We start from the raw sequence: 14,183 nt of genomic DNA, 5'->3' as shown, positions 1-14,183 counted from the left end.
CGCGCGGCTCCGTCGCCTTCGTGTCGAGGGGCAGCTGGCGCTGCGCGAGCCGACCCTCAATAATCTGATTAATCAGACTATACGACGATCCGCCGCGCGCCATCCGCCCTCGGACGCAGTCTGCCGTTTCGATGGGACCGACGTCACGCCGATCGCGCGACCCGTACTGCACGGAGGAACGATGCCCCCAGCCCGCGGACTCCACGCCCACGTGCTCGACACCCTCGGGCAGCGCATCGTCGACGGTGCGCTCGACCCCGGCACGGTGGTCCGCCCCGAGCTCGTGGCGGACGAGTTCGGCGTGTCCCGGTCGGTCGTGCGCGAGGCGCTCCGCGTCCTGCAGTCGCTCGGACTCGTCGAGCCCCGGCAGCGCGTCGGCACGCAGGTGCTCGGCATCGGGTCCTGGGAACTGCTCGCCCCGACGGTCATCCGGTGGCGTGGCGCCTCGCCCGCCTACTTCGTGCAGCAGCGGGAACTCCTCGAACTGCGGCTCGGCGTCGAACCCGTCGCAGCGTCGCTCACCGCCGGCGGCTCCGGGGCGTCCGCAGTCCTCGACGCCGCGCAGGACATGCTCGCCGCCTGCGCGCGCGAGGACAGCCGCGCGTACCTCGAGGCCGACGTCCGCTTCCACCGCGCCCTGCTCACCGGCTCCGGCAACGCCGTCTTCGCGCACTTCGCCGGCACCGTCGAGGCGCTGCTGCGCACCCGCACGTCGGAGTCGCGCGACACCATCACGCGCTGGACGCGCGAGGCAGCACTCCGCCACGAGGCCGTCGGGCACGCGCTCGTCGCGGGTGACGGGGCCGCCGCGGCGGCCGCGACGACGGCGCTCGTCGGCGTCACGCGCGACGAGTTCATCGCGGAGGCCCCGCGGCCCTGACGGGGTGTGCGGGGGCCGGCGGCGGGCGAGGGCCGGCACGCCGTGCGCTGACCGCCGAGGTTCCACAACACGCCGTGCGCTGGTCGTCGAGGTTCCACAACGCGCGCGATCGCACGCCGAGATGCGCAGATCTCGGAACCTCGGCGCGGCCCGAGACTCGACCGAACGACGGACAGGAGGCCCGTGGCGACGCGCCCACGGGCCTCCCGTCCGACAGCCGCCCGGGTTCCACAACACGCCGTGCGCTGGTCGTCGAGGTTCCACAACGCGCGCGATCGCACGCCGAGATGCGCAGATCTCGGAACCTCGGCGCGGCCCGAGACGCGACCGGACGACGGACGACGGCCCGACTACTTGCGCGCGAAGAGGCGGGGACCGCGCAACCGCAGGCGCATCGTCACCGTGCCGAGCCACCGGTCGTACTTGTAGCCGACCTTGCCCATCCGGCCGACCTCCTCGAAGCCGAGCCGCTCGTGCAGGCGGATCGAGGCCTCGGCCTGCCGGTCGGCGATGACCGCGACGACCTCGCGGACCCCGGCAGACCGGCACTCGTCGAGCAGGGCCTCCATGAGCGCACGGCCCAACCCCTTGCCCCCGGAGGCCGCTCCGAGGTAGATCGAGTCCTCGACCACCCGGTTCGACCGATCGCGCGGGTTCCAGGCGTCCACGAGCGCGTAGCCGAGGATCTGCCCGGCGGGGTTCTCGGCCACCAGGAAGGGCAGCTTGCGCTTCCGGATGTCGTCGTAGCGCTGCTTCCACCGGGCGAAGGTGAACGCCGACGGGTCGAACGTCACCGACGAGTTGCGGACGTAGTGCGTGTGGATCTCACGGACGTCCGGCAGGTCGCTCGCCTCGGCGGCACGGATCCGGTACTCGAACGCGGTCTCGCTCGCCGGCCGGGCACGCAGGTGTCGCGGCAGGACCCGCCGTCGCTGGTATTCCTCCTCGAGCACGTGCCGAGCCTACTGAGCGGGCAGCGACCAGTCGACCGGTGCCGCGCGCTGTTCCTGCAGCAGCGCGTTGACCTGCGAGAACGGCCGGCTGCCGAAGAAGCCCCGCGAGGCGCTCAGCGGGCTCGGGTGGGCCGACGCCACCACGGGGGTGTCCCCGAGCAGCGGCCGGACCGACGCGGCCTGCGCGCCCCACAGCACGGCGACGAGCGGGGTCCCCCGGGCGACGAGTGCGCGGACGGCCTGGTCGGTGACGGCTTCCCAGCCCTTGCCGCGGTGACTGCCGGCGTCGCCCGCACGGACCGTGAGCACACGGTTGAGCAGCAGCACGCCCTGGTCCGACCACGCGCGCAGGTCACCGTGCGCCGGCGGGGTCACGCCGACGTCGGCGGTGAGCTCCTTGTAGATGTTCGCCAGGCTGCGCGGCACCGGACGAACTGCCGGGTCGACGGCGAACGACAGCCCGATCGGGTTGCCCGGTGTCGGGTAGGGGTCCTGCCCCACCACGAGCACCTTCACGGCGTCGAACGGCGTGGTGAAGGCCCGGAGCACGTCGGCGCCGGCCGGCAGGTAGGTACGGCCAGCCGCTGTCTCGTCTCGCAGCCAGGCACCCATGCGGTGCACGTCGGCTTCCACCGGAGCGAGCGCCGACGCCCAGCCCGGGTCGACCAGGTCGGCGAGCGGTCGTGGTTCCACGACGGCTACGCGCCCATCGTGGCGACGGCCACCGACTCCTCGCCGGCCATGACCCGCCAGACGCTGCCGGTGCCCCGGACCTCGAGCGCGCCCTCGCCGACGACGAGGGCGGTGTCCTCGTCGATCGCCAGGCCGGCGGTGACGAACTCGGCCTCGGCGCTCGCGATCAGGCGGGCGAGGGTGCCGGCCTGCACCGCGTGGACGTCGATGGTCAGGTCGACCAGGCCGAGCCCTTCGCGGAGTTCGACCTCGTCGAGGCCTTCAGAGGCTGCCTCGGGGCAGATCTCGACGCCGCCGATGCGCCAGCCGCCCACGAGCGCGCGGTCGGCGGCGATCATCGCACCGGCCGAGTAGCCCAGGTAGGGCAGGCCGTCGGCGACGAGCAACCGGAGCTGGTCGACGAGTGGGGCGATCGCACCCAGGTAGTCGGGGGTGACGCCGCCGCCGACGACGAGCGCGTCGACGTCGCTCAGGACGGTCGTGTCGAACACCTGGCCGGCCGCGACCTCGGTGACGACGACCTCGGCCGCGCGGGCACCGCCGAGCACCTCGGCGATGTCGGCCGTCGACGACGGACTGCCGCCGTCCGGGCCGGCGACGGAGAGCAGGGCGATGCGCGGGACCGTCCGGCCGACGGCGGCCGAGCGTGCGGTCGCCTCGGCGAGGAAGGGCGCTGCGGCGTCCGAGGCGGCGAACAGACCACCGCCGACGAGGTGGATGCTCACGACTCGGCCGTCACCGGTGCGAGGGCGCTCCACGGGAACGTGATCCAGCCGTCGACCCGGCGCCACACGTGGTCGGGCTCGAGGACGGTGCCGGGCTTCGAGTACAGGCAGGCACTGCGGACGTCGGCACCGGCGTTCCGGATGATGTCGACCACCAGGCGCAGGGTCCGACCGGAGTCCGACACGTCGTCGACGACGAGCACGCGCTTGCCGGCCAGGCTCGGGGCGTCGAGCGCGGGTGCGAGCACGACGGGCTCGTCCAGGCGCTGCTCGACGTCGGTGTAGAACTCGACGTTGATCGAGCCGCACTCCTTGGTGCCGAGCGCGTAGGCCACGGCGCCGGCGATGATCAGCCCGCCGCGGGCGACGGCGACGACGACTTCGGGCTCGAAGCCGGAGGACAGCACGTCCTTCGCGAGCAGGCGTGCGGCGTCACCGAACTCCAGCCATCCGAGCACCTCGGGCCCGCTCGTCACGGTCACGGTCGACTGAGCCGGGGCCGTGGGCTCGGGTTCGCTGCTGATCGGCATCCGTCCACGGTACCGGCAGGGACCCCGCGCCCGCGACCCGTGGCCACCGCCCGGGCGCTGCGCAGGCGATCAGCGCGGCGTGAGCGTCCCGCGCGCGAGCTTGTGCTGCGCCGACTGCGCGACCGGCCGGATCGTGACGAGGTCGAGGTTCACGTGCGGCGGCAGCTCCACCGCGTGCACGATCGCCTCGGCGACGTCGTCGGCAACGAGCGGGTCCGGCACGTCGTCGTAGACCGCAGCGGCCTTCTGCTCGTCGCCGCGGAAGCGGGTGAGCGCGAACTCGTCGGTCTTCACCAGGCCGGGGGCGATCTCGACGACGCGGATCGGTTCGCCGTTCAGCTCGAGCCGGAGCGCCCCGACCAGGGCGTGCTCGGCGAACTTCGCAGCGTTGTAGCCGCCGCCATTCTCGTACGCCACGAACCCGGCCGTGCTCGTCACCGTGACGATGTCCGCTCCCCCGGTGTCGCGCGCACGGTCCCGCAGGTGCGGCAGCAGCGCGGCGACGACGCGCTTCGTGCCGATCACGTTCACCTCGAACATGGCCCGCCAGTCGTCGACGTCGGACTCCTCGACGCTGGCCGAGCCGAACGCGCCACCGGCGTTGTTCACGAGGACGTCGGCGCCGCCGAGCTCGGCGACGCGGGCGGCGAGCGCCTCGACGTCGGCGGCGCTCGTGATGTCCGCCACCAGGACCTCGGCCCCGGTCTCCGTGGCGAGCGCCTCGAGCTTCGACGCCCGGCGGGCGACGGCGAGCACGTCCCAGCCCCGCGAGCGGAACAGTCGGACGGTGGCCGCTCCGATGCCCGAGCTCGCTCCGGTGACGACTGCGCGCCGTGCTGCCATGTGATCTGCCTCCTGCGTCGGTGTCGGGGCAACGGATCGCCCCGGTGTCGGGACGACTGCTCGCCCCGGTGTCGGGACGACTGCTCGCCCCGGTCCCCACCGTACCGACCCTCCCAGGTCACGATCCGGTAACGTGACCGACGATGACGACGGATGCCGCCCCTCCCGCACCCTCGGCCCCGGCGACGCAGCTCGAACCCGGCCGGGCACCGCGCCGTATCCCGATGTGGGACACCGCGCGGTTCGTCGCGGTGACCCTCGTGGTGATCGGCCACGCGATCCAGCGCCAGACGACGGCGAGCGAGCACGCCCTGGCGCTCTACACGTTCATCTACGCGTTCCACATGCCCGCGTTCGGTGTGATCAGCGGCTACTTCTCGTCGGCCGACACCCCGACGGCGAAGCGCATGCGCCGGACGATCACCGACATCGTCGTGCCGTACATCATCATGCAGACGATCTGGACGGTGGTGCAGGGCATCGTCGAGGGCGGCAAGGACTTCAACCCGACGCAGCCGACCTGGACCCTGTGGTTCCTGCTGGCCCTCGGCATCTTCAAGCTGATCCTGCCGTACCTGGCACAGCTGCGGTGGCCGTTGTTCTGGGCCGTCGTGTTCAGCATCGGCGTCGGCTACTTCGACAACGTCGACTCCACGCTGTCGTTGTCCCGCGCGATCAGCCTGCTGCCGTTCTTCCTGCTCGGGTGGCAGGTCAAGCAGTGGGGCCTCTTCGACCGCTGGTACGAGGCTTCGCGCCGCACCGTGGTGCGGGTGCGCGTCGCCGCCGGAGTGGTGTTCGCCGCGTGGGCCGTGTCCTGCGCGGTGTGGATCCCGCAGTTCAAGGAGTTCGACCTGCACCACTGGTTCTTCTACGACGACTCGTACTCGGGTCTCGGCGAGGACGCCTGGTGGGCCGGTGCCGTCCGGTTCGGGCTGATGCTGCTCGCGACGCTGTTGACCGCGTCGTTCCTGGTGCTCATCCCCCGCCGGAACATCTGGCTCACGCAGTTCGGTGCGGCGACGATGTACGTGTACCTGCTGCACACGTTCGTGCTCTACCCGATCCGCGAGTCCGGCGTGCTCGCCGGTCCGCACTCCGCGTGGCCGTTCGTGCTCCTGATGGTCGCGATCGCCTGCGCGGTCAGCCTCTTCCTGGCGCAGCCCTTCGTGCGGCGCGGGATGCGCTGGCTGCTCGAACCGAACGTCGGTTGGCTGTTCCGTCGCGACAATTGACATTTCCGCGCAAGCAGTCGTCTTCGCTGCGCTCAGTCGGCAGCGCGCGACGTCGCGGCAGGCCGCGACCGATCCCCGTGGTCGCCGCCGTCAGCCACGGGCACCATCCTGGCCGGGAGGCCCGTGGCGCGTCGCGCGTACGCGTTACGCCCCGAGGCGGGTGCGCTGGTACCAGCGCGACCACCTGCGTACCGTGACACCCGACGCACAGCCGCGCCGCGCCTCCAGGCCGAGCGCAAGGCGACCCGACGACCAGCCGCACCGGACAGGAGCACCAAGATGACCGAGCACGACGCCGCGCAGTGGCGGTTCGAGACCACGCAGGTCCACGCCGGCGCACAGCCGGACCCGACCACGGGCGCCCGCGCCACCCCGATCTACAAGACGACCTCTTACGTCTTCGCGAACTCGGACGAGGCCCGCGACCTGTTCGCCCTCGCCAAGCCGGGCAACATCTACTCCCGCATCATGAACCCGACGAACGACGTCGTGGAGCAGCGCATCGCGGCACTCGAGGGCGGCAGCGGCGCACTCCTCGTGGCGTCCGGCCAGGCGGCGGAGACCTACGCCGTGCTGAACATCGCGGGTGCTGGCGACCACATCGTGTCGTCGTCGTCGATCTACGGCGGCACGTACAACCTGTTCAAGTACACGCTGGCGAAGCTCGGCATCGAGACCACGTTCGTCGAGGACCAGGACGACCTCGAGGAGTGGCGCCGCGCCGTCCGCCCGAACACGAAGCTCTTCTTCGCCGAGACCATCGGCAACCCGCGGATCAACGTCCTCGACATCACCGGCGTCAGCGACGTCGCGCACGAGTCCGGCGTCCCGCTGATCGTCGACAACACGATCGCGACGCCGTACCTCATCCGTCCGTTCGAGCACGGGGCCGACATCGTCGTGCACTCGGCGACGAAGTTCCTCGGCGGCCACGGCACCGTCATCGGCGGCATCATCGTCGACGGCGGGAAGTTCGCCTGGTCCCAGCACCCGGACAAGTTCCCGGAGTTCAACACGCCCGACCCGTCGTACCACGGCGCGGTCTTCGCCGAGGCCGTCGGCAACGAGCTCGCCTACATCGTGAAGGCCCGCGTGCAGCTGCTCCGCGACCTCGGCGCGTCGAACTCGGCGGACACCGCGTTCGCACTCCTGCAGGGCATCGAGACCCTGTCGCTCCGCATCGAGCGCCACGTGTCGAACGCGCAGGAGATCGCCGAGTGGCTCGACCAGCACCCGGACGTCGCGACCGTCGCCTACGCCGGCCTGCCGACGTCGCCCTGGTACGCCGCGGCGAACCGGTACGCGCCGAACGGCGTCGGCGCCGTGCTGTCGTTCGAACTCAAGGGCGGGGTGCCCGCGGGCAAGGCGTTCGTCGACAACCTGCAGCTGTTCTCGCACCTGGCGAACATCGGCGATGTGCGCTCGCTCGTGATCCACCCGGCGTCGACCACGCACTCGCAGCTCACGCCCGAGCAGCAGCTCACCACCGGGGTCACGCCGGGCCTGGTGCGCCTGTCCGTCGGCATCGAGAACATCGAGGACCTGAAGGCCGACCTCGAGGCCGGGCTCGCCGCGGCCCGTGCGGTCTCGCAGGAGGGGCAGCGCGCCTAGCGTTCCTCCCGCCCGGGCACCGAGGCACGGCGCGCTCGATGCGTGTGCATGGTGCGACGTCCCACGAGTCGATCGACTCGTGGGACGTCGCTCGTTGCGCACGCATACGGTGCGTGTGCATGGTGCGACGATCCACGAGTCGAACAACGCGCACGATGTCGGAACATGCGCACGCACGCAAACGGCGAGCGCGGCCCGGGACCCGGCCACGGGACGGGTGTGACGTAACACGGCGGCGGCGACCCGCGCCTCCCGGCAGACTGGACGCACCATGGACTGGCAGACGACCCCCGAGGACTCCGTGCCGTCCACCCTGGTGCCCGGCGCCGAACTCGGCACCATCGGCAAGCCGCCGGTCACCGGCGCCTGGCGCCCCGGCGACCACCCGGGTGCGCGCCACTTCGCGTCCCTCGGCGAGCAGTGGGTGCGCGGCGGGCGGCTGCCGGCCGTGCGGGTGGCGTACGAGTCGTGGGGCACGCTCAACGCGGCGCGCGACAACGCCGTCCTGCTGTTCCACGCGCTGACCGGCGACTCGCACGTCGCGGGCGCACCCGGTCCGGGGCACCGCACCGCCGGCTGGTGGGGCGACGTCGTCGGACCCGGCCTGGCGATCGACACCGACCGCTGGTTCGTGATCGCGCCCAACATGCTCGGCGGCTGCCAGGGCACGACCGGGCCGTCGTCGGTGGCACCCACCGGGGTCGAGTGGGGCTCGCGCTTCCCGTTCGTCACCGTGCGCGACCAGGTCGAGGTGCAGCGCCAGCTCGCCGACCGACTCGGCATCGACGTGTTCGCTGCCGTCGTCGGCGGGTCGATGGGCGGGATGCACGCCCTCGAGTTCGCGGTGTCGCACCCCGCACGCGTCCAGCGGCTGGCGGTGCTGGCCTCGACGGCGCAGACCACGGCGGACCAGATCGCGGCGAACTCCCTGCAGCGCTCGGCGATCCAGATGGACCCGGCGTTCGCGGGCGGCGACTACTACGAGGCCGACGCCGGCGAGGGCCCGCACCGCGGGCTGGCGCTCGCGCGGCGGATGGCGTTGATGACCTACCGGGCGTCCGACGAGCTGAACGGCCGGTTCGCCCGGTCGTGGCAGAGCGACGTGTCCCCGCTCGGCGATGACGGGCGGTTCTCGGTCGAGAGCTACCTCGACTTCCACGGCAACAAGTTCACTCGGCGCTTCGACGCGTCGTCGTACATCACGCTCACGCACGCGATGGACTCCCACGACGTCGGGGCCGGGCGGGGCGGTGTCGCTGCCGCGCTCGAACTCGTGACGGCCCGCACGCTCGTCGTGGGGATCTCGAGCGACCGGCTGTTCCCGATCGAGGACCAGCACCGGATCGCCGCCGGGGTGCCGGACACGCTCGACGGGGACACGGCCGCGGTGATCGAGAGCGAGTTCGGGCACGACGGGTTCCTCATCGAGCACGAGCAGGTCGGCGCGCACCTGCGGCGGTTGCTCGACGGCTGAGCGCGACACGGCACGCGGCGGGGCGGCGGCACGCACAGGGGCCGCGGCACGCGCGGTACGGCGCGCCGAACACCCCCCAACGGGTGTCGCCCGTGATTGGATGGCTGCGAGCCCGGACTGAACGAGGCTCGGTTTCCCCGCACGACCCGTCACACCAGCTCGTCACCAACCAGGACATCGATGGAATTCATCGCACAGGAACGCGACCGCTTGCTGCGGGCGACGACCCGTGTCGTGGGCATCGTCTGCGCGCTCATCAGCGTCGTCGGCGTGGTCTCCGCCGCCGCGGTCCCTGCCCTGCCGCTCGTCGGCGCCCTGCTGTGCATCGCCGCGATGGTCGCCTCGTTCGTGTTCTTCGGGCGCAGCGGCACCGTGTGGTGGACCGCCGCGATCCTCGTCACGGGGCTCGCCTCGCTCGCGCTGCTGTTCTCCGGCGTCGACGAGTCGGTCCGCCCGCTCGTCGCAAGCGCCGTCATGACGCTCGCGGGCGGTTCCCTCTCCGCACCGCTGATGGCGCAGCGCGGGCACCCCGTGGGCCTCGGACTCACCATCGCCGCCGGTGGCGTCGTCGTGGTCGTGATGGTCTGGGCGACCGGCACGATCTTGTCGACACCCGTCAGCGGCGCTCTGCTCGGCTGGGTGCTCATCGCGGTCGTGTCCGTCTGGATCTCGCGCAGCATCCCCCGCGTCGCCCGACGGATCTACAGCATCGGCACCGCGCACCGCGCCGAACGCCAGGCCAGCGAGACCGAGGCCCAGCGGCGGCAGGGGGCGCGGCTGCTGCACGACACGGTCCTCGCGACGCTCACGCTCCTCGCCCACTCCGGCGTCGGGGTCTCCGAGCAGGCCATGCGCGAGCAGGCCGCCGAGGACGCCAGACTCCTGCGCCACCTGCGACTCGGCGCGACCCCGCAGCCGTCGCAGTCCGGCGACTACTCGCTCACCCGCGAAGAGGAGTCGCCGCTCGGCCAGACCCTCGAGTCGGTGAAGCAGCGCTTCGGGCGGATGGGCCTCGAGGTCAGCTGGCACGGCACCGGCCAGGTGCTGCTGCCCTCGCACGTGCTCGACGCCTTCCTGCTCGCACTCGGCGAGTGCCTCGAGAACGTCCGCCGGCACGCCGGCGTCGGCGAGGCGCACGTCACGATCGTCCACGACAACGACATGGTGCGCGCCATGGTCACGGACTCCGGCGTCGGGTTCGACCTGACCACCGTGAGCGCCGAGCGACTCGGCTTCAAGGAGAGCGTCGTGAGCCGCCTGCGCGAGGTCGGCGGCGACGCCAAGCTCTTCTCCGCGCCGGGCTCCGGCACCACCGTCGTCCTGGAGGCACCGCGATGACCCGGGTCCCCGAGGACACCATCAGCCGAGGCCTGCCCGGCGAGTCGACCGGCCAGCAGCCGCCGCGCACCCGTCGCGAGGCGCGCGAGCGCTACCGCACCAGCGAGCGTCGGCAGGCCCGCGGGCTCCCCTCGACCTCGACCGGTGCACGGTCGCTCCGTCAGGCCGCCAAGCCCGGCGCCTCGCTCGGAGCCGGGTACCTCGGCCTCGGCGCCGCGGTGCTCACCGCGATCGAGGCCGTCTCCGGCATCGTGTACTTCCTGGTCCGCTGGTCCGACTTCTCCGACCCGTGGTTGCCCGCAGCCGCCTGGATGCTCTACATCGTCGCCGCGGTCGGTGTCGGTCTGAGCGTGCTGACCTACGGCGAGCGGTTGACCGGGCTGGCCTTCGTGCTGATCTGCGTCGTGCTGGCGTGCGTCGTGACCCTGGACTTCATCGGCATCTGGCCCGAGCACGACATCGCCCACACGGCATCGGCGTCGATCGCCGCGGGCTTCGCGCTCCTGCCGATCGCCACGCTCCGACCCGCCCGCGAGGTCGCCGCCGCCATCGCGGTCCTCGGCCTGGCGTTCGTCGGCATGAGCGTCGCCTCGACCCCGATCACCAACGACACGCTGCCGGGCATCGTGTCCCTGCTGGCCCTGGTCGTCGTGCCGCCGTCGATCGCCCTGTACGTCGTGCAGCGGTTCCGGCAGCTCGTGCAGCGGGAACTCGACCGAGTGCTCGTGCAGAGCAACGTGCAGGCGCCGCAGTTCGCCGTCGGCATGCTCGCCTCGGACGAGCTCGCCCGACTCGACCTGGCCGCCGAGAAGCTGCTCGACGCCGTCGCGAACGGCACCGATCCCCTGCCGCTGTCGGACGCCTCGAGTTCCGTCGCGGCCTCACTCGCGACCGAGCTCCGCCTGCACCTCATCGAGGGACGGCGCGAGACCTGACTGTACCACGCGATCACGGAGTCCGACCACCTCGGGCGTTCGGTGAGCGTCGCCGACCCGGGCGCCCTGGCCGGACACCTCACCCCCGCCCAGCGCGACGGACTGCTGCAGGCCCTGTGGCAGATGGTCGGCGACGGTCGCACCGCCACCCCCGGGCTGCCGGTCGTCTCGGTCACGCTCGGCCCGGTCGGGTCCGACGGCCACCCCGTCACCGACGAGCGGATGGACGTGCCGGTCGTGATCGAGTCCCGCGGCGTCCAGCGCCGACGCCTCGGCCCCACCGCCTGGAGCGCCCTGCAACGCATCGGTCCGTACACCGAGACGGTCCGCGACGGCGCGCTCCACATCGTCGCCCACTGCGTCGTGGACCGACATCCGTCGATGTAGCTGCCGGACACCCGGACAGCCTGCCCGTGCCACGTGCCCCTCCCTCCTAGGATCGGGCACGAACTGCCCCCGAGAAAGGACGCCCGCATGGCGACTCCAGAGGAACCCATCCGACTCGCACTCGTCGACGACCACAGGATGCTCCTCGGCGCGCTCACGGAGTGGATCCGGAGCGCCGCCGACGACATCACGCTGGTGGCCGCGGTCACGACCTGGCCCGAGCTCCTGACGAGCCCGGCGTTCCCGGTGGACGTGGTGCTGCTCGACCTGGACCTCAAGGACTCCATCCCGGTGTCGCTGAAGATCTCGACGCTCAAGACCGCCGGTGTGAAGACCGTCGTGATGAGCACCTACTCGGAGCCGAACGTCGTGCGCGAGGCCCTGGCGGCCGGCGCGCTCGGCTACCTGGTGAAGAGCGAGGACGCCGACATGATCGTCGAGGCGATCCGCTCCGCCCAGCGCGGCGAGCAGTACGTCTCCGCCGAGCTCGACCTGGCCATCAACAGCGGCGACGTCGGTGGCGTCCCGAAGCTCAGCGCCCAGGAGCGTCGCGTCATGGCCCTGTACGGCGGTGGCGAGCCTGTGAAGAGCGTCGCGTACCAGCTCGGCATCTCCGAGGAGACCGCGAAGAGCTACCTCAAGCGCATCCGCGAGAAGTACCGCGTCGCAGGCTTCGACGTGGGCACGAAGGTGGCGCTCCGGAAGCGGGCGATCACCGACGGCATCATCGTGCAGGACGGCGGCCCGCTGGGCCTGTAGCGCGGCGCACGCGCGGGCTTGCCCGCTTCGTGAGCACAAATGGTCGGGTCCCATCGCGGGACCCGACCATTTCTGCTCACCAGGGGCGATCTGCCGCACACCACGTCGGACGGGAGGCCCGTGGCGGCGTCGCCACGGGCCTCCCGTCCGGTGCGTGGGCACGCCCACCGCGCGCGGTCACTGAATCGGGACCGGCCTGCGGTCTGTCCCGCCACAGCGACACTGTGCCGCCGATGCCGGCGGTCCGTTCCACGAAAGCGACACTCTGCCGCGAACAGTTCGCGGCAGACTGTCGCTATCGCGAACCGCGCTGGCGGCGCTCGCGCGCGATCAGTGGATCGGGACGGGCGCGGTGATCGGGCCGGTACTGGGCGACGGGGAGCGCAGCGCGGCACGGCGCGTGGTGCGACGCTCGACCGAGTAGCTGAACATCGTGACGAGGACGCCGAGCAGCGCGAGGACGATGCCGAGCCAGCCCGGTGCGACGAACCCGAAGCCGGCGGCGATGACCGCACCGCCGAGTGCTGCGCCGAGCGAGTTGCCGATGTTGAACGCCGAGTGGTTGAGCGCCGCGGCGATCGTCCGGGCGTCGCCGGCGACGTCCATCAGGCGGGACTGCACCGCCGGCGGGATCGCCGACGAGGTCGCACCGAGCAGGAACGCGCCGAGCAGCATGCCCCAGAGCCACTGCGCGGTCAGCACCGTGAGCAGCAGCGCGCCGATGAGCGAGAACATGCCGAAGTAGATCGTGCGCTTCACGCTGTGGTCGGCGAGGTGTCCGCCGAGCACACCGCCGACGACCATGCCGATGCCCACGACCACCAGGACGATCGGCACGAACGACTCCGGCATGCCCGTGACGTGCTGCACGAGCGGGGAGATGTACGAGTAGACGGCGAAGAACCCACCGAACCCGACGGCGCCGAGGCCCATCACGATCCAGACCTGCGGCACGCGGAAGGCGCGGAGCTCCCGGCCGATCGTCGCGTGCTCGTCTCGGGCGCTCTTCGGCACGAAGGCCGCGACGGCGAGGAACGTGAGCGCGAACAATGCGGCGACGACGCCGTAGGCGATCCGCCAGCCGGCGAGCTGGCCGACCCAGGTGATCGCGGGGACACCGACGACGTTCGCGACGGACAGTCCGAGCAGCACCATCGCGATGCCCTTGCCGCGCTTGCCCGGGCCCATCATGTCGCCCGCGACGATCGAGGCGATGCCGAAGTAGGCGCCGTGCGGCAGGCCGGCGACGAACCGGGCGACGAGTACCAGGCCGAACGACGGCAGCAGCGCGCTCGCGATCGTCGCGAGGACGAACCCGACGAGCAGCACGAGGATCAGGCCCTTGCGCGGGAACTTCGCCGACATCGCCGCGATGGTGGGAGCACCGACGACGACCCCGAGGGCGTAGGCGCTGACGAGCCAGCCCGCGTGCGCGATGCCAGCGTCCGGGTCGAGGCCGTACTGCTGCGGCAGCAGTGCCTGCGCGATGTTCGGCAGCAGACCCATCGCGACGAACTCGGTCGATCCGATGGCGAAGCCGCCGAGGGCGAGCGAGATGAGCGCGGCGGTGCGACGCGCAGGCGTGAGCTGTGACATGGGGCCTGTTCTCGGACGACGTCCTGCACGGGCGGCGTCGGATCGGGGTGTCGGCTGGACGGTGTCGGCGGGGGCGACCCGCGATCGTCGCGGTCCACGTGCCGATCGGCAGCGCGGCCACGCCCGAGCGGGGTGCCGGTCCGGGTTCAGCAGCGAACGGGACGGTCCGGGTGGCGACGACCATCCGGTCCGAGCAGTGTAGACCGCTCCAAAGGCCGAACGGAAGT

At 71.8% G+C, this 14,183-nt stretch carries 14 protein-coding genes; 8 read left to right on the top strand and 6 right to left on the bottom strand.

Annotated features, from left to right (window positions below):
• The first annotated feature begins 181 nt into the window (after positions 1 to 181).
• Positions 182 to 880, top strand: coding sequence for an FCD domain-containing protein (locus tag EDF31_RS13225; RefSeq protein WP_131846445.1), 699 nt, complete (start codon positions 182 to 184; stop codon positions 878 to 880).
• A gap of 350 nt (positions 881 to 1,230) precedes the next feature.
• Here EDF31_RS13225 and EDF31_RS13220 read toward each other — a convergent pair whose 3' ends face one another.
• The 5 genes from EDF31_RS13220 to EDF31_RS13200 all read right to left on the bottom strand — a co-directional run bounded on the left by EDF31_RS13220 (position 1,231) and on the right by EDF31_RS13200 (position 4,624).
• Positions 1,231 to 1,833: a GNAT family N-acetyltransferase gene (locus tag EDF31_RS13220; protein WP_123294233.1), complete on the bottom strand. Its 603-nt coding sequence runs from the start codon at positions 1,831 to 1,833 to the stop codon at positions 1,231 to 1,233.
• Positions 1,834 to 1,842: 9 nt separating this feature from the next.
• A complete protein-coding gene (locus EDF31_RS13215; protein ID WP_131846444.1) occupies positions 1,843 to 2,526 on the bottom strand; it encodes a uracil-DNA glycosylase in 684 nt (227 codons plus the stop codon).
• Between the two features lie 5 nt (positions 2,527 to 2,531).
• Positions 2,532 to 3,251 (bottom strand): Type 1 glutamine amidotransferase-like domain-containing protein, encoded by a 720-nt coding sequence (locus tag EDF31_RS13210; RefSeq protein ID WP_111086446.1) that lies wholly within the window; start codon positions 3,249 to 3,251, stop codon positions 2,532 to 2,534.
• Positions 3,248 to 3,781 (bottom strand): phosphoribosyltransferase, encoded by a 534-nt coding sequence (locus tag EDF31_RS13205; RefSeq protein ID WP_173168683.1) that lies wholly within the window; start codon positions 3,779 to 3,781, stop codon positions 3,248 to 3,250. The genes EDF31_RS13210 and EDF31_RS13205 overlap by 4 nt, the downstream gene beginning before the upstream one ends.
• A 69-nt stretch (positions 3,782 to 3,850) precedes the next feature.
• Entirely contained in the window at positions 3,851 to 4,624 is a 774-nt protein-coding gene (locus EDF31_RS13200) for an SDR family oxidoreductase (protein WP_131846443.1), read from the bottom strand.
• A gap of 143 nt (positions 4,625 to 4,767) precedes the next feature.
• Here EDF31_RS13200 and EDF31_RS13195 point away from each other — a divergent pair, with 143 nt between their 5' ends.
• The 7 genes from EDF31_RS13195 (at position 4,768) to EDF31_RS13165 (ending at position 12,360) form a co-directional block, all read left to right on the top strand.
• Positions 4,768 to 5,856, top strand: a complete 1,089-nt coding sequence (locus EDF31_RS13195; protein WP_123294229.1) for an acyltransferase family protein — start codon at positions 4,768 to 4,770, stop codon at positions 5,854 to 5,856.
• A 279-nt stretch (positions 5,857 to 6,135) separates the two neighbouring features.
• Entirely contained in the window at positions 6,136 to 7,467 is a 1,332-nt protein-coding gene (locus tag EDF31_RS13190) for a bifunctional o-acetylhomoserine/o-acetylserine sulfhydrylase (RefSeq protein ID WP_131846442.1), read from the top strand.
• A gap of 271 nt (positions 7,468 to 7,738) precedes the next feature.
• Positions 7,739 to 8,941 (top strand): homoserine O-acetyltransferase, encoded by a 1,203-nt coding sequence (locus tag EDF31_RS13185; RefSeq protein ID WP_123937728.1) that lies wholly within the window; start codon positions 7,739 to 7,741, stop codon positions 8,939 to 8,941.
• Positions 8,942 to 9,121: 180 nt separating this feature from the next.
• On the top strand, positions 9,122 to 10,279 hold the full coding sequence (locus EDF31_RS13180; protein ID WP_131846441.1) for an ATP-binding protein: 1,158 nt from the start codon (positions 9,122 to 9,124) through the stop codon (positions 10,277 to 10,279).
• Positions 10,276 to 11,214: a hypothetical protein gene (locus EDF31_RS13175; RefSeq protein WP_131846440.1), complete on the top strand. Its 939-nt coding sequence runs from the start codon at positions 10,276 to 10,278 to the stop codon at positions 11,212 to 11,214. The genes EDF31_RS13180 and EDF31_RS13175 overlap by 4 nt, the downstream gene beginning before the upstream one ends.
• A gap of 42 nt (positions 11,215 to 11,256) precedes the next feature.
• Positions 11,257 to 11,601 (top strand): hypothetical protein, encoded by a 345-nt coding sequence (locus EDF31_RS13170; RefSeq protein ID WP_131846439.1) that lies wholly within the window; start codon positions 11,257 to 11,259, stop codon positions 11,599 to 11,601.
• 87 nt (positions 11,602 to 11,688) lie between these two features.
• Entirely contained in the window at positions 11,689 to 12,360 is a 672-nt protein-coding gene (locus EDF31_RS13165) for a response regulator transcription factor (protein ID WP_111086410.1), read from the top strand.
• A 330-nt stretch (positions 12,361 to 12,690) separates the two neighbouring features.
• Here the strand turns inward: EDF31_RS13165 and EDF31_RS13160 are convergent, their stop codons facing one another.
• Positions 12,691 to 13,956 carry an MFS transporter gene (locus EDF31_RS13160; protein WP_123312344.1) on the bottom strand — a complete coding sequence of 422 codons (1,266 nt, stop codon included), beginning with the start codon at positions 13,954 to 13,956 and terminating at the stop codon, positions 12,691 to 12,693.
• Positions 13,957 to 14,183 lie beyond the last annotated feature (227 nt).

The organism is Curtobacterium sp. PhB142 (assembly GCF_004341255.1).
In the GTDB taxonomy this organism is placed as follows: domain Bacteria; phylum Actinomycetota; class Actinomycetes; order Actinomycetales; family Microbacteriaceae; genus Curtobacterium.
Note: the sequence above shows the minus strand (reverse complement) of the source record. Positions and strands in the feature narration are given on the sequence as shown.

Coding starts and splice junctions, on each gene's coding strand:
- EDF31_RS13225 (WP_131846445.1), top strand. CDS start 182: ATGCCCCCAGCCCGCGGACTCCACGCCCACGTGCTCGACACCCTCGGG.
- EDF31_RS13205 (WP_173168683.1), bottom strand. CDS start 3,781: ATGCCGATCAGCAGCGAACCCGAGCCCACGGCCCCGGCTCAGTCGACC.
- EDF31_RS13200 (WP_131846443.1), bottom strand. CDS start 4,624: ATGGCAGCACGGCGCGCAGTCGTCACCGGAGCGAGCTCGGGCATCGGA.
- EDF31_RS13195 (WP_123294229.1), top strand. CDS start 4,768: ATGACGACGGATGCCGCCCCTCCCGCACCCTCGGCCCCGGCGACGCAG.
- EDF31_RS13190 (WP_131846442.1), top strand. CDS start 6,136: ATGACCGAGCACGACGCCGCGCAGTGGCGGTTCGAGACCACGCAGGTC.
- EDF31_RS13185 (WP_123937728.1), top strand. CDS start 7,739: ATGGACTGGCAGACGACCCCCGAGGACTCCGTGCCGTCCACCCTGGTG.
- EDF31_RS13180 (WP_131846441.1), top strand. CDS start 9,122: ATGGAATTCATCGCACAGGAACGCGACCGCTTGCTGCGGGCGACGACC.
- EDF31_RS13175 (WP_131846440.1), top strand. CDS start 10,276: ATGACCCGGGTCCCCGAGGACACCATCAGCCGAGGCCTGCCCGGCGAG.
- EDF31_RS13165 (WP_111086410.1), top strand. CDS start 11,689: ATGGCGACTCCAGAGGAACCCATCCGACTCGCACTCGTCGACGACCAC.
- EDF31_RS13160 (WP_123312344.1), bottom strand. CDS start 13,956: ATGTCACAGCTCACGCCTGCGCGTCGCACCGCCGCGCTCATCTCGCTC.